The organism is Desulfotomaculum sp. OF05-3 (assembly GCF_003435535.1).
In the GTDB taxonomy this organism is placed as follows: domain Bacteria; phylum Bacillota; class Clostridia; order Lachnospirales; family Lachnospiraceae; genus Pilosibacter; species Pilosibacter fragilis.
On record NZ_QWGO01000029.1, the window covers coordinates 1 to 26,063 of the forward strand.

29 protein-coding genes and 3 pseudogenes are annotated in these 26,063 nt (G+C 52.2%); 31 read left to right on the plus strand and 1 reads right to left on the minus strand.

The window, feature by feature from the left end; all coding sequences use genetic code 11:
- The 8 genes and pseudogenes from DXA87_RS13585 to DXA87_RS13620 all read left to right on the plus strand — a co-directional run.
- Positions 1–1,020: pseudogene (locus DXA87_RS13585) on the plus strand (hypothetical protein); the annotation flags it as partial.
- Position 1,021: 1 nt separating this feature from the next.
- Positions 1,022–1,840: a DUF3849 domain-containing protein gene (locus DXA87_RS13590; protein WP_002595839.1), complete on the plus strand. Its 819-nt coding sequence runs from the start codon at positions 1,022–1,024 to the stop codon at positions 1,838–1,840.
- Between the two features lie 2 nt (positions 1,841–1,842).
- Positions 1,843–2,181 carry a plasmid mobilization relaxosome protein MobC gene (gene mobC, locus DXA87_RS13595; RefSeq protein WP_117470822.1) on the plus strand — a complete coding sequence of 113 codons (339 nt, stop codon included), beginning with the start codon at positions 1,843–1,845 and terminating at the stop codon, positions 2,179–2,181.
- Between the two features lie 155 nt (positions 2,182–2,336).
- Positions 2,337–2,636, plus strand: coding sequence for a CD1845 family protein (locus DXA87_RS13600; protein ID WP_002588980.1), 300 nt, complete (start codon positions 2,337–2,339; stop codon positions 2,634–2,636).
- Positions 2,637–2,756: 120 nt separating this feature from the next.
- The gene (locus DXA87_RS13605; protein ID WP_002595843.1) at positions 2,757–3,353 is read left to right on the plus strand and encodes a type IV toxin-antitoxin system AbiEi family antitoxin domain-containing protein; all 597 of its coding nucleotides are present in this window, start codon (positions 2,757–2,759) and stop codon (positions 3,351–3,353) included.
- Complete coding sequence (locus tag DXA87_RS13610; protein WP_002595844.1) at positions 3,350–4,204, plus strand: nucleotidyl transferase AbiEii/AbiGii toxin family protein; 855 nt, start codon at positions 3,350–3,352, stop codon at positions 4,202–4,204. Before DXA87_RS13605 ends, DXA87_RS13610 begins: the two co-directional genes overlap by 4 nt.
- Positions 4,201–4,527 carry a hypothetical protein gene (locus DXA87_RS13615; RefSeq protein WP_006059593.1) on the plus strand — a complete coding sequence of 109 codons (327 nt, stop codon included), beginning with the start codon at positions 4,201–4,203 and terminating at the stop codon, positions 4,525–4,527. The genes DXA87_RS13610 and DXA87_RS13615 overlap by 4 nt, the downstream gene beginning before the upstream one ends.
- 54 nt (positions 4,528–4,581) lie before the next feature.
- The gene (locus tag DXA87_RS13620) at positions 4,582–5,994 is read left to right on the plus strand and encodes a relaxase/mobilization nuclease domain-containing protein (protein WP_117504936.1); all 1,413 of its coding nucleotides are present in this window, start codon (positions 4,582–4,584) and stop codon (positions 5,992–5,994) included.
- Positions 5,995–6,182: 188 nt separating this feature from the next.
- Here the strand turns inward: DXA87_RS13620 and DXA87_RS13625 are convergent, their stop codons facing one another.
- Positions 6,183–6,497, minus strand: a complete 315-nt coding sequence (locus DXA87_RS13625) for a helix-turn-helix transcriptional regulator (protein ID WP_002576937.1) — start codon at positions 6,495–6,497, stop codon at positions 6,183–6,185.
- A 157-nt stretch (positions 6,498–6,654) separates the two neighbouring features.
- Here DXA87_RS13625 and DXA87_RS13630 point away from each other — a divergent pair.
- The 23 genes and pseudogenes from DXA87_RS13630 to DXA87_RS13735 all read left to right on the plus strand — a co-directional run bounded on the left by DXA87_RS13630 (position 6,655) and on the right by DXA87_RS13735 (position 26,060).
- Positions 6,655–7,197 (plus strand): annotated as a pseudogene (locus DXA87_RS13630) (SLOG family protein).
- A 107-nt stretch (positions 7,198–7,304) separates the two neighbouring features.
- Positions 7,305–7,475, plus strand: a complete 171-nt coding sequence (locus DXA87_RS18185) for a hypothetical protein (protein ID WP_008723379.1) — start codon at positions 7,305–7,307, stop codon at positions 7,473–7,475.
- Between the two features lie 15 nt (positions 7,476–7,490).
- Positions 7,491–8,606 carry a hypothetical protein gene (locus DXA87_RS13635; protein WP_117504938.1) on the plus strand — a complete coding sequence of 372 codons (1,116 nt, stop codon included), beginning with the start codon at positions 7,491–7,493 and terminating at the stop codon, positions 8,604–8,606.
- Positions 8,607–8,667: 61 nt separating this feature from the next.
- Positions 8,668–8,946 carry a hypothetical protein gene (locus DXA87_RS13640; protein ID WP_117504940.1) on the plus strand — a complete coding sequence of 93 codons (279 nt, stop codon included), beginning with the start codon at positions 8,668–8,670 and terminating at the stop codon, positions 8,944–8,946.
- A gap of 21 nt (positions 8,947–8,967) precedes the next feature.
- Positions 8,968–9,477 (plus strand): hypothetical protein, encoded by a 510-nt coding sequence (locus DXA87_RS13645; RefSeq protein WP_117504941.1) that lies wholly within the window; start codon positions 8,968–8,970, stop codon positions 9,475–9,477.
- Positions 9,474–9,707 carry an immunity 17 family protein gene (locus DXA87_RS13650; RefSeq protein ID WP_015563522.1) on the plus strand — a complete coding sequence of 78 codons (234 nt, stop codon included), beginning with the start codon at positions 9,474–9,476 and terminating at the stop codon, positions 9,705–9,707. The genes DXA87_RS13645 and DXA87_RS13650 overlap by 4 nt, the downstream gene beginning before the upstream one ends.
- Before the next feature lie 13 nt (positions 9,708–9,720).
- Positions 9,721–10,263, plus strand: coding sequence for a hypothetical protein (locus tag DXA87_RS13655; protein WP_117470820.1), 543 nt, complete (start codon positions 9,721–9,723; stop codon positions 10,261–10,263).
- 41 nt (positions 10,264–10,304) lie between these two features.
- Positions 10,305–10,646 (plus strand): hypothetical protein, encoded by a 342-nt coding sequence (locus tag DXA87_RS13660; RefSeq protein WP_117504943.1) that lies wholly within the window; start codon positions 10,305–10,307, stop codon positions 10,644–10,646.
- Between the two features lie 7 nt (positions 10,647–10,653).
- Positions 10,654–11,733, plus strand: a complete 1,080-nt coding sequence (locus DXA87_RS13665; RefSeq protein ID WP_117470819.1) for an ankyrin repeat domain-containing protein — start codon at positions 10,654–10,656, stop codon at positions 11,731–11,733.
- Between the two features lie 11 nt (positions 11,734–11,744).
- Positions 11,745–12,365: a hypothetical protein gene (locus DXA87_RS13670; protein WP_097838497.1), complete on the plus strand. Its 621-nt coding sequence runs from the start codon at positions 11,745–11,747 to the stop codon at positions 12,363–12,365.
- 12 nt (positions 12,366–12,377) lie between these two features.
- Positions 12,378–13,217 carry a DUF2262 domain-containing protein gene (locus tag DXA87_RS13675; protein ID WP_117470818.1) on the plus strand — a complete coding sequence of 280 codons (840 nt, stop codon included), beginning with the start codon at positions 12,378–12,380 and terminating at the stop codon, positions 13,215–13,217.
- A 13-nt stretch (positions 13,218–13,230) separates the two neighbouring features.
- The gene (locus tag DXA87_RS13680) at positions 13,231–13,734 is read left to right on the plus strand and encodes a DUF2004 domain-containing protein (RefSeq protein ID WP_117470817.1); all 504 of its coding nucleotides are present in this window, start codon (positions 13,231–13,233) and stop codon (positions 13,732–13,734) included.
- Between the two features lie 36 nt (positions 13,735–13,770).
- Positions 13,771–14,097, plus strand: coding sequence for a DUF5713 family protein (locus DXA87_RS13685; RefSeq protein WP_002588986.1), 327 nt, complete (start codon positions 13,771–13,773; stop codon positions 14,095–14,097).
- A 5-nt stretch (positions 14,098–14,102) separates the two neighbouring features.
- Positions 14,103–15,049, plus strand: a pseudogene (locus DXA87_RS13690) (DUF4241 domain-containing protein).
- Between the two features lie 27 nt (positions 15,050–15,076).
- Positions 15,077–15,517 carry an immunity 51 family protein gene (locus tag DXA87_RS13695; RefSeq protein WP_117504947.1) on the plus strand — a complete coding sequence of 147 codons (441 nt, stop codon included), beginning with the start codon at positions 15,077–15,079 and terminating at the stop codon, positions 15,515–15,517.
- Entirely contained in the window at positions 15,514–15,777 is a 264-nt protein-coding gene (locus DXA87_RS13700) for a hypothetical protein (RefSeq protein WP_006059604.1), read from the plus strand. Before DXA87_RS13695 ends, DXA87_RS13700 begins: the two co-directional genes overlap by 4 nt.
- A 10-nt stretch (positions 15,778–15,787) precedes the next feature.
- The gene (locus tag DXA87_RS13705) at positions 15,788–16,087 is read left to right on the plus strand and encodes a hypothetical protein (protein ID WP_006059605.1); all 300 of its coding nucleotides are present in this window, start codon (positions 15,788–15,790) and stop codon (positions 16,085–16,087) included.
- A 15-nt stretch (positions 16,088–16,102) separates the two neighbouring features.
- Positions 16,103–17,053 carry a hypothetical protein gene (locus tag DXA87_RS13710; protein WP_117470815.1) on the plus strand — a complete coding sequence of 317 codons (951 nt, stop codon included), beginning with the start codon at positions 16,103–16,105 and terminating at the stop codon, positions 17,051–17,053.
- On the plus strand, positions 17,050–17,460 hold the full coding sequence (locus tag DXA87_RS13715) for a hypothetical protein (protein WP_002588992.1): 411 nt from the start codon (positions 17,050–17,052) through the stop codon (positions 17,458–17,460). Before DXA87_RS13710 ends, DXA87_RS13715 begins: the two co-directional genes overlap by 4 nt.
- An 11-nt stretch (positions 17,461–17,471) precedes the next feature.
- Positions 17,472–18,446 (plus strand): hypothetical protein, encoded by a 975-nt coding sequence (locus tag DXA87_RS13720; RefSeq protein ID WP_117470814.1) that lies wholly within the window; start codon positions 17,472–17,474, stop codon positions 18,444–18,446.
- A gap of 42 nt (positions 18,447–18,488) precedes the next feature.
- Positions 18,489–18,959 carry a DUF4259 domain-containing protein gene (locus DXA87_RS13725; RefSeq protein WP_117504949.1) on the plus strand — a complete coding sequence of 157 codons (471 nt, stop codon included), beginning with the start codon at positions 18,489–18,491 and terminating at the stop codon, positions 18,957–18,959.
- A 3-nt stretch (positions 18,960–18,962) separates the two neighbouring features.
- The gene (locus DXA87_RS13730; protein WP_117504951.1) at positions 18,963–25,181 is read left to right on the plus strand and encodes a DUF2185 domain-containing protein; all 6,219 of its coding nucleotides are present in this window, start codon (positions 18,963–18,965) and stop codon (positions 25,179–25,181) included.
- Between the two features lie 15 nt (positions 25,182–25,196).
- Complete coding sequence (locus tag DXA87_RS13735; RefSeq protein WP_006059610.1) at positions 25,197–26,060, plus strand: CbrC family protein; 864 nt, start codon at positions 25,197–25,199, stop codon at positions 26,058–26,060.
- The last annotated feature ends 3 nt before the right edge of the window (positions 26,061–26,063 follow it).

Below are 26,063 nucleotides of genomic sequence, written 5' to 3' on the forward strand. Positions count from 1 at the left end.
ATGTATTGAACTGTCCGCAAAAAATGACCGACTGACCTTGCCCAGCGCAAGGGCCGTATCGAGCGCCAGGGTAACCAGAATCCTCTTGTCCATGTGTACCGCTATGTGACCGAAGGAACCTTTGACGCATACCTCTGGCAGACGGTGGAGAATAAGCAAAAATTCATTAGTCAGATCATGACTTCTAAATCGCCGGTACGCTCCTGCGATGATGTGGATGAAACCGCCCTCAGTTTTGCAGAGATCAAGGCTTTGTGTGCCGGAGACCCACGTATCAAAGAGTGTATGGATTTGGATGTGGAGGTATCCCGCCTGAAGCTGATGAAAGCCGACCACCAGAGCAAGCAATATCGTCTGGAGGACCAACTGCTCAAATACTTCCCGGAGGAGATTGAAAAGCACAAAGGCTTTATCAAGGGCTTTGAATCCGATCTGGAGGTTTTGGCAGCGCACCCGCACCCGGAGGACGGTTTTGCTGGTATGGAAATCCGTGGCGATCTGCTGACCGATAAGGAGAACGCCGGCGCAGCCCTTTTGGATGCCTGCAAGGAGGTCAAAACCTCCGATCCGGTGCAGATCGGCAGCTACCGGGGATATGCCATATCCGTGGAATTTTCCGCTTGGAAACAGGAGTATACGCTCCTGCTGAAAGGACAGATGACCCACCGGGCAACCCTTGGTACAGACCCTCGCGGAAATCTTACCCGTATCGACAATGCCCTCGCTCAGATGCCCCAGCGTCTGGAGGCGGCAAAGGCCCAGCTGGATAACCTCTATCAGCAGCAGGCTGCCGCAAAGGAGGAAGTTGGAAAGCCATTCCTTTATGAAGAAGAACTGAGAAGCAAAAACGCCCGTCTGGTGGAGCTGGATACCCTGCTCAACATCGACGGAAAGGGACCGGCACACACCGAATCCGCTGTTGCCAAAAGTACACGGCCTTCGGTGCTGGATCATCTGAAACGCCCGGTGCCACCCCGCAGTACTGACAAGAAACCAAAACAACATGAGGAGGTGCGATAACATGAATACCAACGATCTGAATACAGCTCTTTATGAAAAGATGGCCGCTGAGCAGGACAAATACAGGGACTGGCTGAAAAGCCAGCCCCCGGAAGAAATCCTGCACCACACTTATGAGTACACCATCCGGGAGGACATCGTGATGGCGATGGAGGAACTGGAGCTGACCGACGCCCAGGCTCAGGCGCTTTTGGAATCTCCTTCGCCGCTGGAAGATGTGTACCGTTATTTTGAAAAGCTGGAGACCGGCTATATGGATGTGATCCGGGACAGTATTGAGAACCGTGCCGACGATGTGTGCAGAGCTAAAGAGGAACTGCGAACAACACCGGTCTATCCCCACTCTGCCGCCTATGCGAGAGAACATAGGGAACTGGAGCAGTACCGAGCTTCCAACAATGTAAATCTCCAATGCAAGGAGTCCATTGAAGCGGCGGTGCGGGAATACTTCGACGGAATGTATCTCAGTCACGATGCGGCAAAGGGTGTGATCGAGACCTATGGCATGGAGCGTGTGGCTTTGGTTCTGGCCAACACCGTCCAGCTTCAGGACTGGGATGGGCGCTACTCCCGACGCAATAAGGAATGGGCTAAGACCATTCCCAACGAGAACCCCGAAACCGTCCGTTGTGGTTATGTCCTGAACAGCCACCCTGCTGTGCTGGATGGCTTTATTGATCTGGTGCGAGAAGAACAGCAGCGTAGCCGTACTCAGGGAGAAAAACTGCAACCGTCCCGCCCCTCAGTACGGGATAAGCTCAAACAGGAGCTGCCTGCCCATAAGCCTGCCGCCCCGAAGAAACGGGAGCCGGAGCGATAACTATGGCAAAGCGTAAGCGGGATATGCAATTAAACTTTAGAGTTTCAGCGGAGGAGCTTGCTGTGATTGAGCAAAAAATGTCTCAGTTTGGAACCTCCAACCGTGAAGCCTATCTAAGAAAAATGGCGCTGGATGGGTATGTAGTCAAGCTGGAGCTGCCGGAGTTGAAGGAGCTTGTTTCCCTGATGCGCCGAAGCAGCAACAACTTAAACCAGCTGACCCGTAAAGTGCATGAGACTGGGCGGGTTTATGATGCTGACTTGGAGGATATATCCCAGCGGCAGGAACAGTTATGGGAGGGCGTAGAGGAAATCATTACCCAGCTTTCCAAACTCTTATAACAGGGATAGATACTCCATTTGCGGAGGGAGGAACGGCATTACTTCGCTGCTCCTCTCTCCGCTTTTTCTTTTTATCGGTATCCTTGTCTTTTGCCTGCCCATGCCGGATAATATGATTAGAAAAGATACCAAGAACGCTGCAAGGAGGAAATGACATGAAGATTTTGAAAGGGCTTTTGATGATTATAACTGCACCGGTCATTTTGGTTCTGACACTTTTTGTCTGGCTCTGCACGGGGCTGATCTACATATCCGGTCTGGTGCTCGGCCTGTTCAGTACCGTGATTGCTCTGCTTGGTGTGGCTGTGCTGCTTACCTATTCCCCGCAGAATGGTGTGATTCTGCTGGTCATGGCATTTTTGATTAGCCCGATGGGGCTGCCACTGGCTGCAATCTGGCTGATGGGTAAGGTGCAGAGTTTGAAATTTGCAATTCAGGAGTTGGTTTATGGATAAAAATACGCAAAACCATAAAATGCCAGACACCGTCTGTTAAATTTGGGAAAAGGAATTTTATATCCACGACTTTACTTTTGAACTAATATTGAATATAATATTAGTACGAAAGGAAGTGACATGATGGGACAATTTGAACAGCTGGATCAGATGCTAACAGCACAAGAAGGAATGCTGCGAACATCACAGGTCGTATCCTCTGGAATTTCAAAGCCGGTATTTTATGATTATGTGCGTTCACGAGATTTGGATAGAGTTGCACATGGGATTTATCTGTCCAAAGATTCCTGGGTGGATGCCATGTATCTGCTTCATTTGCGATTTGAACAAGCAGTATTTTCACATGAAACAGCTTTATTTTTTCACGATCTGACAGACCGTGAACCAATAGAATATACAGTTACGGTCAAAACTGGATGCAATCCAAGCAAAATGAAAGCAGAAGGCATTCAAGTTTTTACGATTAAAGCAGACTTACATGATGTAGGACTTACAACAGCGAAAACTCCGTTCGGGCATACTGTGCCGGTTTATGATATGGAGCGAACGATCTGTGATTTGCTCAGAAGCCGTAGCAGAATTGAAATTCAGACCTTTCAGGGAGCACTGAAAGCGTATGCCCGTAGAAAAGATAAGAACCTGCGAGCTTTAATGCAATATGCTGGGATGTTCAAGGTGGAAAAAATTTTACGACAGTATTTGGAGGTACTTTTATGATAAAAACAGCAAGGCAGCTTAAAGATTTAATACGAAACCTTTCCAGAGAAAAATCCGCAGATGCTCAGATTTTAATGAGGAACTACATGATGGAGCGTTTTTTGGAGCGTATTTCTCTTTCTGAGTATCGTGACAAGTTTATCTTGAAGGGTGGTATGTTGGTAGCGGCTATGGTTGGATTGGATGCCCGCTCTACGATGGATTTGGATGCAACCATAAAAGGAGCTAATGTTAATGTGGAGGATATTGAGAATCTAATTTCATCAATCGTAACTGTTCCGATTGATGATGGTGTTAAATTTCAGCTGAAAAGTATTTCGGAGATTATGGATGAAGCAGAGTATCCGGGGATTCGTGTCAGCATGAGTACAACATTCGATGGTGTAGTGACCCCTTTGAAAATTGATATTTCTACGGGAGATGCAATCACTCCAAGAGAGGTTCGGTATTCATTCAAACTTATGCTGGAAGATCGCTCCATTGATATTTGGGCTTATAATTTAGAAACTGTGCTGGCAGAAAAACTGGAAACCATTATTACCAGAACCACAACCAATACCCGCATGAGAGATTTCTACGATATTTACATTTTAGAACAGCTGCATGGAACCACGCTGAACCCGAAAATTTTACATGATGCGCTTCTGGCAACTGCTCATAAACGGGGATCGGAGAAGTATCTTAACCAGGCTGAAGAAGTTTTTGACGAAGTGGAAAATGATTCGGTTATGCAAAAACTTTGGGAGGCATACCGTAAAAAGTTTTCTTATGCTTCTGATTTGGAATGGGATGTGATTATGAAAGCAATTCGCAGGTTATATGTTCTTTGCGAGAAGGGCATCAGCTTATGAAAAAGCATGGACACTATTGTAAAGTTTGTGGTGAATACAAAGCCAACGAAAAATTTTCAGGCAAAGGTCATGCATCCCACATTTGTAAATCCTGTGCTTCGCTACCAGCAGAAACGCAGGCTGAACTGATGACACTGAATCGTCTTTTGAATCTTCCATGGAGGCTATCGAAAGAGCAGTTGTCCTGGCTGAAAAATCGACTAAAGGATAGGCGGCCTGATGTCCGTGCATTGGCGCAAGAGCAATATGAAATGAGATTTCCACCAAGACACTTAGAAGATGATGAGTTCAATTTTTTCGATGAAGAAAGTTTTATAGAATAGTGAAAGCGGTCTGCTATGGCAGGCCGTTTTCTTTTCGGGAAGGAGGTCTGACCTATGGCAACCACGAGAATCATGCCGCTTCATGTCGGCAAGGGCCGCACAGAAAGTCGGGCGATCAGTGACATCATCGACTATGTGGCCAACCCAAAGAAAACAGATGACGGCAGACTCATTACCGGCTATGCGTGTGACAGCCGGACTGTGGATGCGGAGTTCCTTCTGGCAAAGCGGCAGTACATTGCCGCTACCGGACGAGTGCGCGGCGCGGATGATGTGATCGCCTATCATGTGCGCCAGTCGTTCCGCCCCGGTGAGATCACTCCGGAAGAAGCGAACCGGCTGGGTGTGGAATTTGCCAAGCGTTTTACCAAGGGCAATCATGCCTTTGTGGTCTGCACTCATATAGACAAATCGCACATTCATAATCACATTATCTGGTCATCGGTCAGCTTAGAATATGACCGGAAATTCCGAAACTTTTGGGGCAGCACCAAGGCAGTCCGACAGTTAAGTGACACCATCTGCATCGAAAACGGACTGTCCATTGTGGAGAATCCGAAACCTCACGGAAAGAGCTATAACAAATGGCTGGGCGATCAGGCAAAGCCCTCTCACCGAGAGCTGCTGCGTGTAGCGATTGACAACGCATTATCACAAAGTCCTGCTAATTTTGAGGAGCTGCTGAGGCTGCTGCAAGAGTCCGGCTGTGAGGTATCAAAGCGCGGGAAATCGTATCGCCTGAAGCTCCCCGGTTGGGAGAAAGCCGCCCGAATGGACAGCCTGGGCGAAGGATATGGATTAGATGATTTGCAGGCGGTTCTCTCCGGGAAGAAAGCGCATACCCCACGAAAGAAAATAGTTACACAGGCAGAGACGCAGAAGGTCAATCTGCTGGTGGACATTCAGGCAAAATTGCAGGCAGGAAAAGGTGCTGGCTATGCGCGATGGGCTAAAGTTTTCAATCTGAAGCAAATGGCGCAGACCATGAACTACCTATCAGAGCATAACCTGCTGGAGTATGCGGTTTTGGAAGAAAAGGCTGCGGCTGCCACGGCACATCACAATGAGCTTTCGGCACAGATCAAAGCAGCTGAAAAGCGCATGGCAGAGATTGCTGTTCTGCGTACTCACATCGTAAATTATGCCAAGACCCGTGAGGTCTATGTGGACTACCGCAAGGCCGGCTACTCTAAGAAATTCCGGGAGGAACATGAGGAAGAAATTCTGCTCCACCAGGCTGCTAAGAATGCCTTTGATGAGATGGGCGTCAAGAAGCTGCCCAAGGTCAAAGAGTTGCAGACGGAGTACGCGAAATTGCTGGAAGAAAAGAAAAAGACCTATGCCGAGTACCGGCGTTCCCGTGAAGAAATGCGGGAGCTTTTAACGGCAAAGGCTAATGTAGACCGAGTGCTGAAAATGGAGGTAGAACAGGATGTTGAAAAAGAAAAAGACCACGGCCAGCGGTAAGCTGGTCCTGGTCAAAAGCGTTCGCAGAACGCGCAGCCACAGAATGAAATTCTGTGTTCAAAGGGGCTTGGGGGCGCTGCCCTCAACAAGCAGCTTGTGGCGAAATGGATAGCCACAAGCATTGCTTGCCACAATATGCTGCGCATAAAATGAAAAACTAACGGCGGGACGCTTACTGCCTCCTATCGTTAGTTTTCTGTGTTTAAGCGACTTATAAAACCAATCAGCATAATCAAATCGTCATCTGACATCTTTCTCATTCCGTCCAAAGCCTTCTTGATAAGCTGAGGGTTATTTTCCTGTGCATCAAAAAATTGAAGCGGTGTGATTTCAAAATACTCACAGATGTTGAGGAACTGCTTCATAGACGGCATAGAACGCCCAGAGGAAATCGCCTGAATATAGCTTCTGTTCTGCCCTAACTCCATGCTCATCTGATATTCTGAAACACCTTTTTTCAATCGCAATTCTGTGATCCGATTGCGGATAAATTCTTCGTCCATACGCTCACCTCTCTGCACTTTTAGCATAGCAGAAAGCAATTCTTGATACTTCGTATGTATTGTGTTATAATTTTATAATACAACCTTTATACGCATTATTATTTGCGTTATTTTTGCTTTATATGCGTAATCAAGGCAGTTATCAAGGGTGATTTATATGAATCAGTATGCCTGCGCCATTACCGGCCACCGACCAACAAGATTTTGCTTTTGATATAATGAGGAAGATCCCCTATGCCAAAAATTAAAAGAATGTCTCCTGGAGCAGTTTCGGATACTTCATGACGAGAAATTTGTCCGTACTTTTTTTGTCGGCGGTGCTCTTGGTGTGGATATGTGGGCTGGAGAACAGCTGCTGACATTGAGGGCACAAACGGGATACGAAGATATTAAAATTGTCATTGTAGTTCCCTTCATCGGTTATGACTCTAAATGGCCGGATCAGCGTAGACATAGATTGAAAAAGCTGATCCAAAACGCAAACGATTCCATTGTTATTTCACATTCTGCGGATGTTTCCAGTTATAAAAAAAGGAATTACTATATGGTCGATCATGCAGAGTACCTCATCGGTGTGTTTGATAATCAGAAAAAGCTGCGTTCAGGCACAGCACAGACAGTCAACTATGCCTTGCATCAGGGAAAAGTAATCACTCTGATCCATCCAGACACTATGGAGATAACAGCCCCTGCGCCTTAACAAATTCACAAAAATTTTTCATTAGCATTTCCAACAAAATATTTTCATTGAAGGGGTGCTGTGATATAATAAAATATAAAACTACGCTCAGAATAAATGGTGCCGCTATGAACAAATATATTGGACAGCAATTTGCTGCTTTAAGATACGAAAAAAATATTTTGGTTGTTGAAGAAACTACATCTGCTGGTGGATGCGGCTCCTTCAACGCGGCTTCTTCATGTCCTGCGTCAGCCTGTCTTTATGACAGTGCGGCGTGGGGCTTTTTTATTGCCTGAAAGGAGTATGAGAACATGAGTCTGAAATATACCTGCCCCAGCTGTGGAACCCCATTGGGTTATGAGGGATTGTGTTGGAAATGTAAGTGCGAGCAAGAACGGCAAGCTGCTCTGGCCTGGATGCCGGAACAAATTGTCGAAAAACAAAGAAACTTGATACAGAACATCCAGAGGCTGGCTGATATGGAGGACCCAGAGTTCGCCGACTTTTGGCAGCTGCTTGGCTACCATGATGCCATCACCCCGGAGATTCAGCGAGTGGCACTGGCCGCAGAGGTGTTCTGGCCCTGTGAGATCTATTATCATGCTCCCGCCGATGTGCGGGATGGTCTGATCCATGCGCTGTTGTCCGCAGAATATTCCAGCGCGGCCTCCAACCTGATGAGTTGCCTTGCTATGCAAGGAGATGACAAGGCAATGGAGACTCTGCTGGAGCTGGAGCGAAATCCCCGGCCCTGGCGCAAGGGCCTCTATGTAGACCCATCCAGCTATGCGCAGATCGGAGGCTGGACCTTCGACAAGGAGGGCCAGAGAATCCGACTGGGCTTCGATACCTGCTATCCTATGGTCAAGGGAACCACTGGCGAGAAATCTCCCGTCCGCATTGGCCGGGCACGGGAGGACACCTGTCCCCACTGCGGCGGGCGGATGGTGGATATTTTGGTGCTGGATGGCCGGGATGAGCGGCTCCGGTTCCTGGGGCTGGATGGTATCCTGACTGCCACCTGCTGCCCCAGCTGCGTGGGATTCCTCAAAGGCCCCGCCTTCAACCGGTTCGCTCTGGATGGCGGCGTGGAGGTCTTTCCCTCCGAACTCTTTGACGGCACGGAGAAGACGGATTGCTATGTCAGTCCCGAGGAGTACAAGGCCCTCACGGAAAATCCCTTTGTGCTGGGCGAAGCGCCCGTGCCCCTGTTTTACGGTGCGGCCTGCCAGGATGTGAACACGGTGGGTGGCTTTGCCAACTGGGTACAGGACGCGGAATATACGACCTGCCCCCACTGCGGCAAGCCCATGAAGTATCTGGCCCAGATTCAGTGGGATACGGTGTTTGACTGTGCGGAGGGCACGCTCTATGTGGAATTCTGCCCGGACTGCCAGATCGTATCCATGCAGCACCAGCAGACCTGAAAAAGTCGCACAGTATGAAAAGAGAAATACCAGCAGGTATTTGCGTAAGGAGGCGTCCACTATGTGCGAGCACTGCCGAAACATTCAAACATGGAGAAAATTTGACGCCCCAAAGGACTATCTGGCCTGTATTGCTTACATTCAGCAGTTGGTGTCGGAGGGGGAATTTGAACTGATGCAAGAGGAATCCACCTGCCTACTGGAGAAGGTAAAGACAGAGGATGGCTGGGCGGATGAAATCATGGCTCACATGATTAGGTGCAAGCACTGCGGCCAGATCTTCACCTGTGTGGTCAACACTTGGCGAGGCAGTGGACACTTCAAAAAAGGCAAAGCATGACACAGAAAAGGCGGTGAAATGATGAATCAGGCAGAAGAAGCAAAGCTGCTGGAGCAGCTTGAGCAATGGAATAAGAAGGACGAGTATTCCCGGTGTATCCGGGCCATTGAAGCCATCCCGGAACAGGAGCGGGGCTATCTGCTGACCGTCAAGCTGAGTCGGGCTTACAGCAATCTGGCGGTGCTGGGAGATCATGGAGAGCACGGAACCGACAGTGAAGTGGACGGAAATCTCATCCAGTACGCCATCCGACTGCTGGAGTCCGTTCGCACCCAGGGAGAGAACGATCCCTACTGGAACTCCCGGATGGGCTATTCCTGCCTGATGGCGTACCGCTCCGCAGCCACCGCCTATGAATACGCAAAATGCTGGCTGGCCCTGGCCCCGGATGACCCAGCCGCCCAAAAGCTGGTTCGGGACTGCGAGGAATATCTTGAGGAGGAAAAAGCCTTGGAAATAGATTTGAAAGAACGGGAGGAATTTATTCGGCGGGAAACTCCCGATGATGAAAAGGGGGTTATATGTAAATGAACAGCGAACAGATCACAGTATTTTTGCAAGAGCATTGGTATATTGCCTCGGTGCTCATCGGGGCCGTGATTTTAATTGGAGCGACCCGCAACTGGAACTGGCTCTGCGACCCCACTGGTACGCGGGATGCCCACCGCCACAGCAGAGGATACCGGCGGGTGGTGTTCTTTCTGTTGGGTGTCCTCTTGATTGTGGTGAGTATCTGGGGATTTGTGCTGAAATTGAAATAGGAGGAGAAAGACTATGATGACTGAGAAATATCCCACCTGGCTCATCGGCCATGTGAAAGAATGGGCGGAGAAGCGTTTGCCCACCGTGATACTTTGTTCCACCACCGGCAATGAACTGCTGGAGGTTTGGTATTACGGAGATCTGCTCACGGTGAAAGGAGAACCCCAATCCTATATCATAGATAGCGACGAGGCCCCCGGACTGGTGACAGCCCGTGACCCGGAGAGCGGCGAGGAGTTCGTCATCTTTGACGATGGACGGCATGGCTACGGCAATATGTTCTGCGATGAACATGATCCATCCGAGCTGGAGCACCGCCCCCTCAAGCGGTATGAGATCCCCGCCTCCAAGTTGGTGCTGGAGCTGGGGTACAGCATTGACTATGAGGACGAAAAAGAGACCTTTGAACCGGATGAGGCGGATACCGTGGAACTGATCAACGGTGAACGGATGCCGTGGGAGCAGGCCAAGCGGGACGGCATCGACTATATCGCCCTTTACTATGTGAACGAGAAAGGAAAACCAGTCCAGATCCTGGACGCAGAGCTGGCCTGAGTATACCGCAGCCAGATGACGGGATAAAGGAGGGCGACAGCGTGATCGGGACAGATGAAAACCGGGCGGTGCTCCATGTGGAGGTCATCTTCTGGAGCGGCAAACGAAAAATACCACCCAGCCTGGTCAGCGGAAAGTATTGTCCCCATTTTGTGGTCACAGGAACTACAGAATATTTGGGTGTATGCTTTCTGGACGGAACCGAGTGTACATTTGATACACCAGCTTTGGGAAATGCCCAACCCCTATATCCAGATACCATTGACTATGCCCCGCTGGAAAACAATGCGGAATTTTTGATCTATGAGGGAGCCAGTGCCGTTGGCAAGGGCCGGGTGCTGGGCCGAACCGTTCCCTATAAAGTGAAACAACAACGAAAGTAGGTGCCTTATGTACCAAATTGCATATATTGGCCGCTGGGAGACCCTTCCGGAAACGGCTGCTGCCATCTGTGACCATGACACTCCCAAGTTGGAGGCGTTGCTACAAGGCGGTCTGGATTTAGATGTTCCCATCCAGCTCAGCGAATACATCAAGCTGATGCCATTGGAGATCGCGGTTTTTCGGAATGATGTGCCCATGATCCACTTCCTGCTGGAGCATGGAGCTGATCCCGATCTGGCAGAGGAACAGCCCCTGCTGCTCACCGCCGCCCGCTGTTGTGGGCCGGAGGTGGTGGCGCTCTTTGCTGGACAGGCCGCAAAACTCAGCTCGAAGCAGAAAGAGCGGGCCTTCCAGGAAGTACGCTGGGGACAGCGAGCGGAGAATATCCAGGTGCTGGAGCAAGCTGGGATCACAGTGGACAAGTTTGGCGGCGAGGCATTCCGGGCCGCTGTGTCCGAGGGCAACACCAAACTTGCCCGGCTGCTTCTGGAAAAAGGGGCAGACATCAATTACCACAAGCCGGACATGGTGTTTCCGAACGCCCCCACCGCTGTCACCGAAGCGGCTCGGCATAAGAATCTCCCCATGGTGCGCTGGCTCATTGAGCAAGGAGCCGACATCACCATTGCTGACAAATACGGCGACCGGCCTTACACCGTGGCGGTGCAGAACAAGAATCAGGAGATGGCCGACTACCTGAAAGCCCTGGAGCCGGAGGAATGGCACAACGAGCAGGAAAAGATCCGGCAGCTTATGCCCTACAAGCTGCCTGCCAAGCTGGTGGAATACTTGAAGACCGGCCCCCTGCGGCTGGAGTTCCCGGATCAGGAATGGGTGAAGTGGGCGGAGCTCTACTCCTTCATGGATGTGCAGGAGATGACCTGGAAACGGAAGAAGCTGCTCTCCCTGATGGTGCAGATGGACAACTACAGCGACTATCTGCTGCTGTGGAGCCCCAGGGACAAAAAACTGTGGTATCTGGACATCGAGCATGAGGAATTCCACCCTCTGGCCAAATGGGATGACTTCATCGCAGATCCCGGACGGTATCTGAACGGGATGATCGAGGGTGAGTTTGAGGAATAAGGAGCAAGACCATGACATCCATAGACTTTCTGAACAAGGTACATAAAAGCCTGGACTCCCAGGAATATAACCTCTCTTATTCTCCGGCCAAGTCCAAGAATTATATGCTGTACTGCAATGGTAACTTTATCGGTGGTCTGTTCGACGAGGAGTTGTGCTTCGTCTACGCCGACAGTGTGAGTGAACTGCTGGGGCAGCCGGAACCCGTCTACCACGGCTACTCCAGCACCGCCCAGCACAGGATGCTGGTGATCCCGGAGGAACATTGGGCGAAGGCGCTGAAACTTCTCTATGCCGAGAAATTTGATTGGAGCCGTTTGGTGTACGACATCACCTACACCAGCATCGGCGCGGCTGTGGTGGAGGACTTCTACGACGAGAATGTGGTATTCCTGCGCTTCTGCTTTGAAAAGGAACTGCTGAAAAAGGACCCTCTGGACCGGCAGGGCCGTATCCTGCGGATGGTCTATCTCAATCAGGATCTGACAAAAGCGGGCAAATATCTGTTCCCCAGACTGATGCAGAAGTTTCTTGTTTTTACAGATCGCAACGGAAAGACCAGTCTGGAAACCATGCTGAAACGGTGGTACACCCAGCTTGAAAAGGAATACCGCAATCATATAGAGGGATGAGGAGAATGATCTATGTTTGAAGAATTTTATGAGATGTACGAGTCCGAGGAGCAGGAAGTGGTCGCTTTGATCAATCGCTGCATTGGGGGCGGATTTAACTGGAAAGGTAACTTTTGGGAAATGACCGTTGTGACGCTGGGCATAGTGTCCTGTGACACCGGCAAGGTCAGCACCAAAGAGGAGCGACTGGATTGGCCGGTCACCGACGAGGAGCGTCACAGTGACAAGGGCTGGGGACGCTTTCAAGACGAGCAGATCTGCCGCCTGAAGATTCGCCGGATGAAAGAAGAATGGGCAAAGGATCTGGTGGTGCAGCCCTGGTGTATCTCCGAGGTGGTCAAGGCCCACGAGGACTGCCCGGAACTCCAGGCCGTTCTGGACGAGTACCACAAGCCAGTGGTGATCCAGGACCAGGTGCTGGGAGAACTGACACTGGACAAGGACTATGATACCTTCGAGGGCGAAATCCAGTGGTGCGGAAAGGATGTGAGCCTTTCTCTGGAGGTCAATGCCGAAAGCAAGCCCTCCTGGACCCGCGCCCGCAGCGCCGCCAAAAAGCTGCTGGCCGACTGTGACACCTGGGATAAGGCCATGCGGGAGCTTGCAGCCAAGAACCTGACCGAGCTGGCCAACAACTGGCTCTCCCAAGATGAGGAAAACCCCCGCAATCCGGAAACCGACCCCATCACAGAGGACGAACTTGCCCGGCGAATCAGCCTGACGAGTCTATCCGTCACCTCCGGCGGCAGCTTCACTGCCTGGTTTGACTGCGACGAGATGTTCACCGACCATGCGGTGACGGTCTACGGCTCCTTGAAAAAGGGCCTCAAAACTGCCAACATTGAGGGGTAAGGAGGATAACATTATGAAACTGAGCTGTAAACGCATTGATTTTACATATACCCCTGGCGAGGAAATGTTCACCTTTCCCGATGAATCGGGACTGCCCTTTCTCTTCGATGTAGAGAAGGAACTGACAGCTGATCCTACCGCCATGGATGCGGTGGGAGAAATGCTGGATGAGGCGGAGAAATTGGCGGAGAAGGCCAAAGCCGCCATCAAAGCGGCGCTGGCGGACGAGGACAGTCGCTACCATGGCGTTGTGACATTTTTCATGGAGTTCTACCGGGACGATGTAGACCCGGATATTGCGGCGGAACTTTTTCCGGGAACCGACCCGGCCAAGCTGTCCTTTGCTGAGATGGTTGACTTTTTGAAGCTCAAGCGGTTCGGCAGTCTGGTGGATAGTGAGATGAACCAGCAAGTTTTCATTCTGGATCTGTCCTTTAACCCGGAGATTACCGACGAACTGATGGTAATCTACTTTGATTTGAACAAGGAGATTTTCTGTATCACACATGAGAGCTGAGCGTGACTGACATACACGAGGAAAGGAACAATCCCTATGAAAGCATTTGACCCCAATTACAAGCTGCTGGACGAGATGTATCAGGACGATTACTATCCTGCTTTTCTGGTGGACAAGGTAAAGGACGAGCTTCAGAAGGTCATCGCCCTGCTGGAGAGTGGCGAAACCGACACCGAAGTGGTGCAGGAAACGCTGGACGAGGCGGTCTGCGGCATCAATGATCTCCAGGAGGAGTTTGACGAGAACGACAGCGAGATCGAAACGGTGGCGCGGGAATGTATTGCGGCAACCGTGGCCTACATTCTGGAGTGGTTTGGCATCCCCATTGACACCGAGGAGGCCATCCGGGAACGGGACTGGTGAACCCTATGGCAGAAAAAGAACTGGCCCTTTGTGATGAGTGCGGAAGCCTGTTTTTCAAAGGCTCCTCACAGATGATGGGGCTGTGCCAGAATGTGCCCATGTTCTCTATGGCTACCCGAATTGTGACCATCATTTTCAGGATGGCCGGTGTGTGAACTGCTATTGGGACGGCTCAAAGAGTGTGTACATCAAGAAACAGAATCAACAGGAGGAAACTGATATGCCTACAACTGAATGGCTGAACAAATACGAAGCAATCAAGGATAAATTGACCTGTAAAGATGACTTGGAGGCCCATTTCACAGAGAAAGTGATTGGGAACATGGCGGTGGATGTGCTGGACATCGGCACCGTCCATTTCCCCACCGGGCAGATTTTCGCCTGTGATCCGCTGGTGGAACTGGAGGACACTCTGCCGTTCCTTCAAACGATCCCCGCCGGAACTTATCCCGTAAAAATCTGCGTGGTGCCCAGCGAACAATACGGCGACCGCTATGCCTGCGTCAAGGTGGAGGTTTCTCAGGAAAAGCCTGTCCGCTATGAGCTGGGCATGGTGGGCAACGAGGATCTGGACGAGGAACTGGGAGAGGACGAGTATTTTGGCTTTGGCGTAGACGCCGGGATGGGCTGTGTCGCGGACATCCAGACCCAGGCGGCCTTCAAGGCATACTGGGCCAAGCGTTTAGAAGAAGACCCGGACATCGACCCCTACAACGACCTGTTCTGCGATCTTCTGGAAGAAAACGCCAAAGCCTACCCCAAATATCAGGGGGACTGCGGCGACTGGCTCAACTGGACAGTGCCGGGCACGGACTGCAACCTGCCCATCTTTGCCTCCGGCTGGGGGGATGGTTACTATCCTGTCTACTTCGGGTATGACGCCAAGGGCAAAATCTGCACCGTGTATGTGCGGTTCATTGACATTGAAGCCAGTTATCGAGAGCAGGATTAAAAATGTGACAGAACAAAGGAGAACACTATGAAAGACCTTTGCCAATACGGAAACCGACCGGAGGACGAATGGGAAATCTTGCCCTGGATACCTGACCCGCGCCCGCCCTTCAAAATTTGGGCGAAGCCGGAGCAGATCGCGCCATTCTTTCTCATTCCCCACCACCCCTATGCGATCTCCCTTCTGCTGAAAATCAGTGACGGATTCCGGACAGAGGAATTCCGACGGCTGGGACTGATCGGCAGCAGCGAGGATTGGGAGCGGCTTGTCCGGGGCGTGATCCAGGAGTTCGAGGAAAACAACAGCGGCGTGGATCTGTTTCACTTCGACTCCGACGAAGATGTGTTCTGCGTGTACTCCCAATACATCGACGATTTGATGATGCTGGCCAAAATGATCCGAGCAGCCTGTGCCGATGAAAAAACGATGCGGATGTATCTGAACATGAGCGAGGCAGCGGAAGCATGAGAGAGTTAACTACTCAAACAGGGATAGTAGTAAAATGCAGTAAAACGGCCATTGAATTTTTCCAAAATGCTCAGTCAGTGGATTTCTTTTCTGTGCTGGAGATCCCAGAGGAATTCCAAGGTATAGCGGTTGAGTTTTATGATTTGATTATGGAAAATGATCATCTTGCGGCCTTGCTGGGCTGTCGCGGCAATTATGATATTGCAATACAGATAGATGAGGTAACCGGCACCATGACGGGGTGGCATTGGTTCAAATGAGGGAAATGGAATGATCGAGTATATCAAGCTCTTTTGGGAGGGCGCACCGGAGGGTGAACCATCGGTCATCCTCTATGAAGTGGATACCGAAAATGAGCGGTTGGCCCTCCGCTCCATTGACATCTTTGCGGATGGCCGCACCCGCAACATCCCTGCCCTTTACGACGGCGCCATCGAGATCACACCAATCCTCACCGTGGAGGAATTGAACGCCCATGTCTGGGGCGAGGAGTTCCACGCCTGCATCATAGAGAAGGCGGAATTTGAGGCCATCTGGGAAACTCACACCTATGATGGAGCGTTAAAGTAGCCAGGAGGAGACACTATGAACAAACCTATAAAAGCCAAAAATCTGCCGTTGTTCTCCATCATTGACCTGAACCAGCTGCGCCGGGAAAACCATCTGGAGGGCACAGAAGTGACAGACTTTTTCACGGCAAGGGATGGAAAAGTCTATCTTCTCATGGAACAGCCGTCCGAAACACAGGGTAAGGACTGGCTCAGCACTCCTTCCACCTATACCGCAGTGGAAATCCAGCTGGATTGGGCGGAACAGCGGGTGCTGGAAATGACGCTGTTTCCTCTTGGCCTCTTGAAGTTCCAGTTCCATTATTTGCGGCCCGCAGGTGACCACTTCCTCCTGCTGGGGGCAAGATGCGCCTATCGGGAAAATGGCCCCGACCAGAACGCCTGGATCGTCAGCCGGGACGGAGCTGTGCTGTCCCGTTTCTGCCTGGGGGATGGCATTCAAGACTGTGTGGTAAAAAAAGATGGCACCATCATTACCAGCTACTTTGACGAAGGTGTATTTGGTAATTACGGTTGGGATGAACCTCTGGGCGCTTGCGGCCTGATTGCATGGACATCGGAGGGAACTCCTCTCTGGAAGAATGAGAAGTATTCCATCTATGACTGCTATGCCATCAGCCTGGACGAAGAAGAAAACCTGTGGTTTTATTATTACGATGAATTCCGGCTGGTGCGGACGAACTTCAAAGAGGACTTTGTATTTGAACTGCCAATCGAAGGAAGCGGAGCTTTTTCTGTTGCCCCGTCCGGCAATACCTTCCTGTTTCAAGGCGGATACCAGCAACGGGATAAATTCTACTTCCTTACCGCTCATGGTGATCACCTTGGGAAAAAACAGGAGGCTATTCCCACCTGTGACGGAAACAAGGTCGCTGTGGAGCAGTGCAGCCTGCTTCGCAGCCGGATGTTGTTCCTTGGAAAAGATGGTGTGCTCTATGGAGGTATTTGGGGGAGCGATGGCCAATGAAACAGTCTGATATTTATACCGAGGCTCTGACCTGTCTGCGCTCCATCCTTCTGGCAGACCATCCAGAGTTCCAAAACTGGATCGACTGGTTGGAGCGGGACATTCAGGACTGGAACCAGCGGCGGGAGGTTGCCCACCATCTTCGGGCATACGGAGGTATGGGCTCGTTCAACGACCTGCCCAGTATGCGTGGAAATCACGACTATATTTTCGACTTTCTCAAGTCCGTGTGCTATGCCTTCGGCCATCTTTATGGCAAACGGGAAGGCATTTCTCCGGAGGCATTGATGGAGGAGTGCCTGCACGATGTAGAGCAGGCAGCCTATCACCCCCATAAGGCACTGAACCAAGCCATTGCCCAGCACTTGATGCAGGGCGATTTACAGGAAAACCTGGATAGGCTGTAGGAGGACTTGTTATGAACAAAAGACTATTCCGCACCCAATTCAATCAAATGGAAAACATCGAGAAGCAGGTGCTGATGGAGAGCCTGGCTACCCGTTATGATATGACCTTTCTCGGTCTACATACTTTTGACCGCTGGGGCCAGAGCTGCACCACCGGCATCTTCAAGAAAGATGGTCGGGAGTTCGTCTTTGTCCCCGGCGATACCGTCACCCTGGGCTGGGAGCAGTTTGCCGTGGGATTGAATCAGGAGAGCCGGGAGGAATTGGAGTATCTGTTCCGAGAATGGGAAATGGAGCGGGACCCGGAGGAGATGATTCGGGAAAGCATGGCTCCTGTTCGGCAGGCGGCCATTGGACCCATGCTGGTGGGCCGGGAGCTGGAGGAAATTAACTGGGAGCCAGTCAAAATGGATGATCCCAGACTGACTGTCCACCCTGACTGGCTGAAGGAATTCCGTGATTTTGCCTGGAGTGACAGCAGCAGTCTTACCTTGCATCAGTCGGCCCGCATTGAGCGGACGGAAAAGGGCTTTCAGATCTGTATCTATAACCACACAGACTACGATGCGCTTCTTGCCATGCTGGAAAACAGGGGCTTCTCCCTGCCCACGGCGGACGAGTGGGCCTACCTGTGTGGCGGCGGGTGTCGGACCCTGTTTCCATGGGGAGATGGGTTAGACTACTCCATGCGTCTGCACTGGTTTGAGAACATGGATGAGGATGAGAACCGGCCCTATGACATGGAGGAGCCCAACTTCTTCGGCCTGTCCATCGCCTACGATCCCTATATGCGGGAAGTGGTGCAGGCTGATAGGCTTACCACCTGCGGCGGTGACGGCGGATGCAATATCTGCGGTGGGCTGGGCCCATTTCTCGGTTTCCTACCCTGTTCGCCCCACTGTAAGCCGGAAGTGCAGGAGGACAATGAACTAAACGGAGATTATGACTTTTATCGGCCTATCATTCGGCTGGAGAACCATGATTGACAATAGAAGCTTGATACAAAATAAAGAAAGAGAGGTGCCGACATGGGAGCATGGGGCATAAAAGCATTAGAGCGTGACGAAGGGCTGGATGTACTGGACATCCTCAAAAATGAATATGTACCGGAGCATCCGGTAATGGATCTGGGCGAGATGATCGAACTGATGAAAGAGGAAGTCATGCTGGGAGCTGAATTCTCACAAATCGACTTCCTCTTTGACAATACTGCGATGGCTCTGGCGGAGCTGTATTTCCAATGGAAGGATAATGGCAAGCTGGACTACGATCATGAAGAAGCTATATGGGATAAAGTCACCGGTTTCACAGCATCCAAAGAAGCCCTTGCTTTCCTGCTGCGGCAGCTCACCGACATCAAAAACGAGGTGCCGGACGAGGACGGCATCCGTGAGATTGTGGATCTTTGGAAGAACGAGGACAGCGGTGAGATCGCTCCTGTGTGGTCAGAGCATTTGGACTGGCTCATCAAGCGGCTGATCTCGGAACAGGAGGCATGACGCATGTATATCAAAAAATACTGGGGCAACTTTATTGGCGGTTCCGATGACAGTCTGAACCTTGTGGCATTTTTAGAGGATCAGAAAAAGGAGGAGATCCCCCTCAGCGAGATTTTCGCCAAGATTGGTCTGGACAAGCAGAACTGGGACTTCCGCCAGACCGTGGAGTATCTGGAGTTCACCCATTCGGACGGCGTGGAGATGGACTTCCACTTCGCCATTGATGTGGTCACCGACCTGGCCGCCATCCTGCTGGAGTGCAGCATCAGTGGCAGTGTAAACCTTCAGGATCTGGACGAGTACAACACCCCCGCCCGCCGTATCCGCATCACTGCTACGCCGGAGGAGCACGAGGCCATGGACAAGGCCCTGGCGGACTTTGTCCATGCCCCGCTGGAATACGACATCAGCGAGATGATGGGCGAGGATGAGATCACGGATATGGCTTCTCAGGTGGAGATGCTGCGGAAGGAGCTGTACGAAGCCTCTGGCCGCAACCGGAACTACCATGTAAAGGCGGAAGATGTAAAAGATCTGCTCCCCGACTGGGAGGGTGCCGATGGCTGTATCGCCACCAACCGCATCACAGTGGAGGGCTGCAAGGTTGGCTACTGCTACAGGGAGAAGCCGGACGGCGGCTGGGACAGTGGCTGGCGCTTCACCGCTGGTGACGAGAGCGAGGCGTACATGGACGACCCCAACAACGCCGGGATCTACAAGCTGAACACAATTTGCAACGACGATCCCGACATCATTCCTCTGCTGAACACCCCCGCCCCCTGCGCCTTTGAGCGGGATGAGAACGGCGTGTTCCAGCAGATCAAAGACTGGAAACCGGATGAGGACGAGGAGGACCCTGATATGGACATTTTGAAGCAGTGCCAGAAGTGGCATGAGGAGGACAAACACCTGAAAATCGTTGACGCGCTGGAGGCCATCCCCGCCGAGGAGCGTACCCCGGAAATTGATATGGAGCTGGCCCGCGCCTACAACAATCTGGCGGACCCCAGCGAGCCGGAGGGAAGGAAGCTGCTTCACCAGGCACTGGAACTGATGCAGTCCCATGAGGAGGAACTGGGAGATACTTATTCCTGGAATTTCCGTATGGGGTATGCCTATTATTATCTGGATCAGGAGGGCCGCGCTCTGCGGCATTTTGAAAAAGCTCTGGAACTGCATCCCGGTGATGATCCGAAGCTCAACACCCGACAGGACATGGAGGAACTAATTGACTCGTGCAAGAAGGGTATTTCTCTGCCTCAGTTCTCGGAGTGCTTCCGGGAAAGGACAGAGGACTGGTGGGAAACCTTTGCCGAGATGGAAGCAGAGCTGCGCCAGATGATGGACGAGGACAAAGACCATACCCGCGGCGCAGAACTCGTGGCCCAAATGGAGGAAACCCTGAATTTGGTTTTTGACGAGATTTCCTTCGAGATTGGCTTCAACGGCGAAAAGCATGAGCTGATCCTCACCCCGGAGGGGGATAAGGTCAAACTGTTTGAGCTGGTCTACTTCCAGAAGCACGCCCCCAAGGAGGTGCTGGAGCACTGGAATATCCTTGTGGGCCGTCAGCCTTTCCAGAACATCGGCCTGCGTACTGAGGATGGCTGGGACATCTCCGGGGAGGATGTGCAGATCTGGCTGGAGGAGCAGGGTGAAAACAGCTTCGCCATCTCCGCCTACTGCGAAAAGCTGCTGCCTATGCTCCGGGAGGAAGAAGGCCGGGTCTGGTGGATGCTCACTACCTTCACCGACCAAGTGCTGGGCGAGATCTCCCACATGAGATACATAGACAGCTTTGATGTGCTGGAGGAACCCAAGGCAGAGCCGTCCTTCCTCCTGTCCCAGCTGCCCGACAAACTGCGGGAGCAGGGCCTGGAGCTCTCCACCGACCCGGAAGCCTATCTGGAGAGCTACCTTGGTTACAAAATGGAACCCAAACAGGACCCGGACGCCGATTGGCGGCTGGATGTAATGGCCGGTTCCACCTGCTGTGTGCCGCTCATCAACGGCTATCTGAATGCCGACAATGATTTTATGGACGATCTCCATGCCGACGGCGCGGTGGCGGGCTTCTTCTGCTATCCCCTGGATACCCTGCGGGAGGAGGAAGGCAGTCAGAAAATTTTCGACTTCCGGGACAAACTGGAGGAAGTGCTCACCGGCGGGGATGGTTCGGAAGTGCTCACTCTCACCGGCGGGGCTACCGGCCTCTACTGTGGCTATGTGGACTTCATCGCCTGGGACATCCAAGAGGCGCTGAACATGGCGAAAGAGTTCTTTGAAGGCACGGACATCCCATGGGCCATCTTCCACACCTTCCGCCGTGAAGCCGGTTCTGTACCCCTAAAGCAACAAGATGATGGGACAGAAACTGAGAATCAGGATGACGAGTTGGACGAAACGCTGACGGGCATGGACTATATTCCTTACACCCAACAGAACGCCGAATCCTTCTTCCAGCAGCTGGAGCAGTGGAACGACGAGGATGAGTACACCCGCTGTATCCAGGCACTGAATGCCATCCCGGAGAACTGGAGGAACTACCGCACCGCCTACGCCCTGGCCCGTGCACTGGAGAACTACGCCATCATCGGGGACCATGACGAAGGTACTTTGAAATCCAAGGGAGACAAAGCCCTTCTGAGGGCCATTGAGGTGCTGGAGTCCGTCCGGGAGGAAGGCCAGGACAAGGCGGAGTGGAATATGCGGATGGCCTATGGCTATCAGTATCTCTATGGTCAGGAGGAAAAGGCCATCCCCTACGCCGAGCGGTGGGCGGAGCTGGACCCCGAGGACGAAAATGCCCCGGCAGTAATTCGGGAGTGTAAGGCGGAGATCCGGAAACGCCAGCGCAGCCGGAAGAAGAAGGCCAAATTCGTGCCCGGTGATACTCCATTTGAGGGCTTCGACCTCACCAACTTCTGGGATGATAATTGGTATGCACTGAAAGAATATGTCAGTGATCCGCCTTCCGATGAGCTGATCGCCAGCGTGGAGGAGGAACTGGGCTACAAGCTGCCCGCCGCCTACATCTGGCTGATGAAGCAGCACAACGGCGGCATTCCGGTGAACACCTGCTATCCCTGCGATGAACCTACCTCCTGGGCAGATGACCATGTGGCCATCACTGGCATTTTCGGCATCGGACGAGAAAAGAGCTGCTCCCTCTGCGGAGAGCTGGGCAGCCAGTTTATGATCGATGAGTGGGAGTATCCTGCCATCGGTGTGGCCATCTGTGACTGTCCAAGCGCCGGACACGATATGATTTTCCTGGACTACCGAGCTTGCGGCCCCCAGGGAGAGCCTGCGGTAGTCCATGTGGATCAGGAAAACGACTACAAGATTACCCATCTGGCAGACAGCTTTGAGGAATTTGTCCGCGGACTGGAGCATGAATCCCTCTATGATCCGGATGAAGATGTAGAGGATCTTGAGGATGACGCCGACGAGGAGAAAACTGACTGTAAGGGCTCCTTTGCCGGGTCTGTGCTCCTCTCCAAAGCGGAATGGGACAAGGAGCAGTTGATCCGGAATCTACGGGAAGAATGGGGCATCGTAGATGAGGAGCCGGATGAGGGCGACGAAGATGATGAGAACAGCGATGACGCTGTGGTAATGCGGGTCGGCGGCATGATGCTGATCGTGACACTCTTCCACGGTCACATCCCGGACAATGAAGCGGAGATCAACGCCGAAAACAACTATATGTGGCCAGAGGCTGTAGAGGTGGCCAAAGCGCACAAGGCCCATATCATGGTGGCTGTATTGGGCGAGGAGGAAAAACTGCTGGAACGGGGCAAGCTGTTCACCAAGGCGATGGCAGTGTGCTGCAAGCAGAAATACGCCACCGGTGTCTACACCAGCGGCGTGGTATTTGAGCCTCGTTTCTATGAGGGCCTTGCCGATATGCTCAAAGAGGACGAACTGCCCATCTTCAACTGGGTTTGGTTCGGCCTGTACCGGAGCGAGGGGGGCCTAAACGGCTACACCTACGGCATGGATGTGTTTGGCAAGGAGGAAATGGAGGTGTTGAACACCGACGCTGAGCCGGAGGAACTGCGGGACTTTTTGGCCAGCCTTGCCTCCTATGTGCTGGCGTGTGATGTGACACTGCAAGACGGCGAGACCATCGGTTTTTCTGCGGACGATAAGCACACCATCACCCGCAGCCCCGGCGTCTCCCTGCCGGAGGAACAGATGACCCTGAAGATCGGTTACGAGCCTATAAAGGGAGATCCGGAGGATGACAGCTGCGACCACTCAGACAATGATGACACGCAGGATGAGGAAGAATTCAGTAATCCCGAAGTCTACACCGAGGAGGAGATGGAAGCCGTCGAGGGGCACATTGAGCAGTATTTCGGCAAGTTCGAGAATGTGTTCCATGAGCTGGTTTCTCCCGACATCCATGTGGACATCTGCGTGGTGCCGCCCTCTGAGGAGCGGGACTACTGCACCCTGGTCACCATGGGCATGGGCGCTCACCGGATGAATGTGCCGGAGGAACTGGCGGAATATAAGCTGGAGCGGGCGGAGCTGGCCATTGCCCTGCCTGCGGACTGGAAGCTGGATCAGGAGTCCATGAAAGACGAAAAGTGGTACTGGCCCATCCGCCTGCTGAAATCCTTGGCCCGCCTTCCCATTGCCAGCGATACCTGGCTGGGCTTCGGCCATACCATGGACAATGAGGAGGATTTTGCAAAGGACACAAAGCTGTGCGCCGCCATTCTGACTGGTCCCCAGGATACCGAAGATGGCAGCGAGGTCTGCATCCTGCCGAGTGGCGAGGAGGTCAACTTCTATCAGGTGATTCCTCTCTACCGGGATGAATTGGAATATAAGCTGGCCCATGACGCGGACGCCCTGCTGGGCAAAATGAACGGCATCAGCTTTGTGGTGGAGCCTGATCGTCAGGATGCTATCACCCGTGGCACCCTTTCCAATGATGATTTTGACGGTGAGATGGACGATGCCTCCTATCATATCGAGAGCATTGAGGAGAAGGGACTGCCAGTTGACCCCATCAACGCTTATAACCACATGGCCATCTACCTGCGCTGGTGCATGGAGCACGACCTGATGGGTGAGGACTTCCTGAAAGAATACAGCGAAGTGGCCAAACAGGTCAAAGCTGATCCTGCCAGCGTGGATCTGCGGGAGTTTATCCGGGATGAGCTGGACGGCTGTCTGTTCTCTGTGCTATTCAATCAGCAAGGCCGTGCCTTTGCAGGCTATTACTACGGAGAGGGCGACAGCCCCTACTATTCTGCCGATGTTGACGACAACGCCCTCCGCTTCTTCGGCCCGGAGCGGTATCACTCTGATGAGTTCCAGGATGAAGCCTACCTGTTCATCCCCTTTGACGAGGACTACTATCAGGCTATGGCAGAGGTGATCGGGGAACGGTTTGAAAACTGGCAGGGACAGGACTTCGACGAGGACACGCTGGAGCCTTCCGAGGTTGCTCAGGCCATCATGGAGTATCTGGACTGCGAGTGTACCTATTTCCCATCCATGGCAGATGATGACCCCATCATGTCGGCATACAGCTACGCCCAGCGGCTGGGGGTACGGGAGGGCTTTGTTCCCGTACTTATCCAGGCGGATGATGAAACGCTGTTGGAATGTCTGGTAATGAACGCCGACCCGGAGCATGATGCGGACTGCTATGAATTTGACCTCAAAACGGTAGAGGAGTACCGGAAGAAGATGCTCTCCGCTCCCATCAAGGACGGAAAGGCGGTTCTGGAGGAATTGACCGGCCAGCGCAAGGAAGAAGCCGAGGACGATGACATGGACTGGGAGGCGGAAGTCCTGGGCGAGATGGAGGGCGGCTATGACAATGACCGCTTCTCCTGCTATTGGGATTCGGATAGCCACATGACCTATCCGCTCATTCTGGCCAAAATTCCGGTCAAGAACCCCTGGGAGATCTTCGCCTATCTGCCCTTTGGAAATTGGAATGAGTGCCCCGACACGCCGGACCTGATGGCAGTGGCGAAATACTGGTTCGAGCAGCATGGTGCCATCCCTGCCGCCATGAGCCACGATGAATTGGAGTTTGAACTTCCGACTCCGATCTCCAAGGAAAGAGCTATGGAAGTGGCTGTGGAGCAATATGGCTTCTGCCCAGATCTGGATCAGAATGAGGATGGAAGCATTGGCTCCTTGGCAGATGTCCTGTGGCAGTCCACTGTCTGGTATTTCTGGTGGGATTGATGGGAGGTGCGACCAATGACAGAATATCAGAAAACCTATATCGAACTAAAAAAACAGTTTGTTGCGACCAATGAAGGTCCGGACAGTGTCCGCGCTCTATATACCTTCAAGGAAGAACTTGAGCAGAGTGAGGATCAGCAGGCCAAGGAAGTGCTGGTGGATATGTATGATCTACTGGACTTCAAGAAGGATGCCTATGAACTGCTCTGCCAAATCGGAAATCGTTCCGATAAAAAGACCCTCAAGCGGCTGGGCACGCTGAAGGACTATGCGGAAAACTGGGGCAATCATTATGCTCTCCCCAAGCCCAAAACGCCGGAGGAAAAGCAGAAAGAAAAGGAACGGCAGGCCCAGCTGGGCCTGCCCGCCTTCCGGTATCACCCAAACCCTCTGGAAACTGGGGCTTTTGAGGAATCCGCAGACGGCGTTGTCTGCGACTGCTGCGGCAAGACGACCCATATTTTCTATACAGGCCCCTTTTACGCTGTGGAGGATATTGAGTATCTGTGCCCGGAGTGTATCTCCAGTGGCGAAGCAGCCCGGAAATATGACGGCTGCTTCCAGGACGATTGCTCTCTGGATAATGGTGTAGACGATCCAGAGAAGCTGGACGAGCTCATCCACCGAACTCCCGGCTACTCCGGTTGGCAGCAGGAATACTGGCGCGCCCACTGTGGCGACTACTGCGCCTACCTGGGCCATGTGGGTGCCAGAGAACTGCGGGCGCTGGGTGTGCTCGAGGAAGTGTTGGACGATCCCATGTGGGATGACGAACAGAAGAAAATGATTCAGGAATCCGTCAATGGCGGGCATCTGCAATGCTATCTGTTCCAGTGCCTCCACTGCGGAAAACACCTGGTCTGGATGGATTTTGATTGAGGT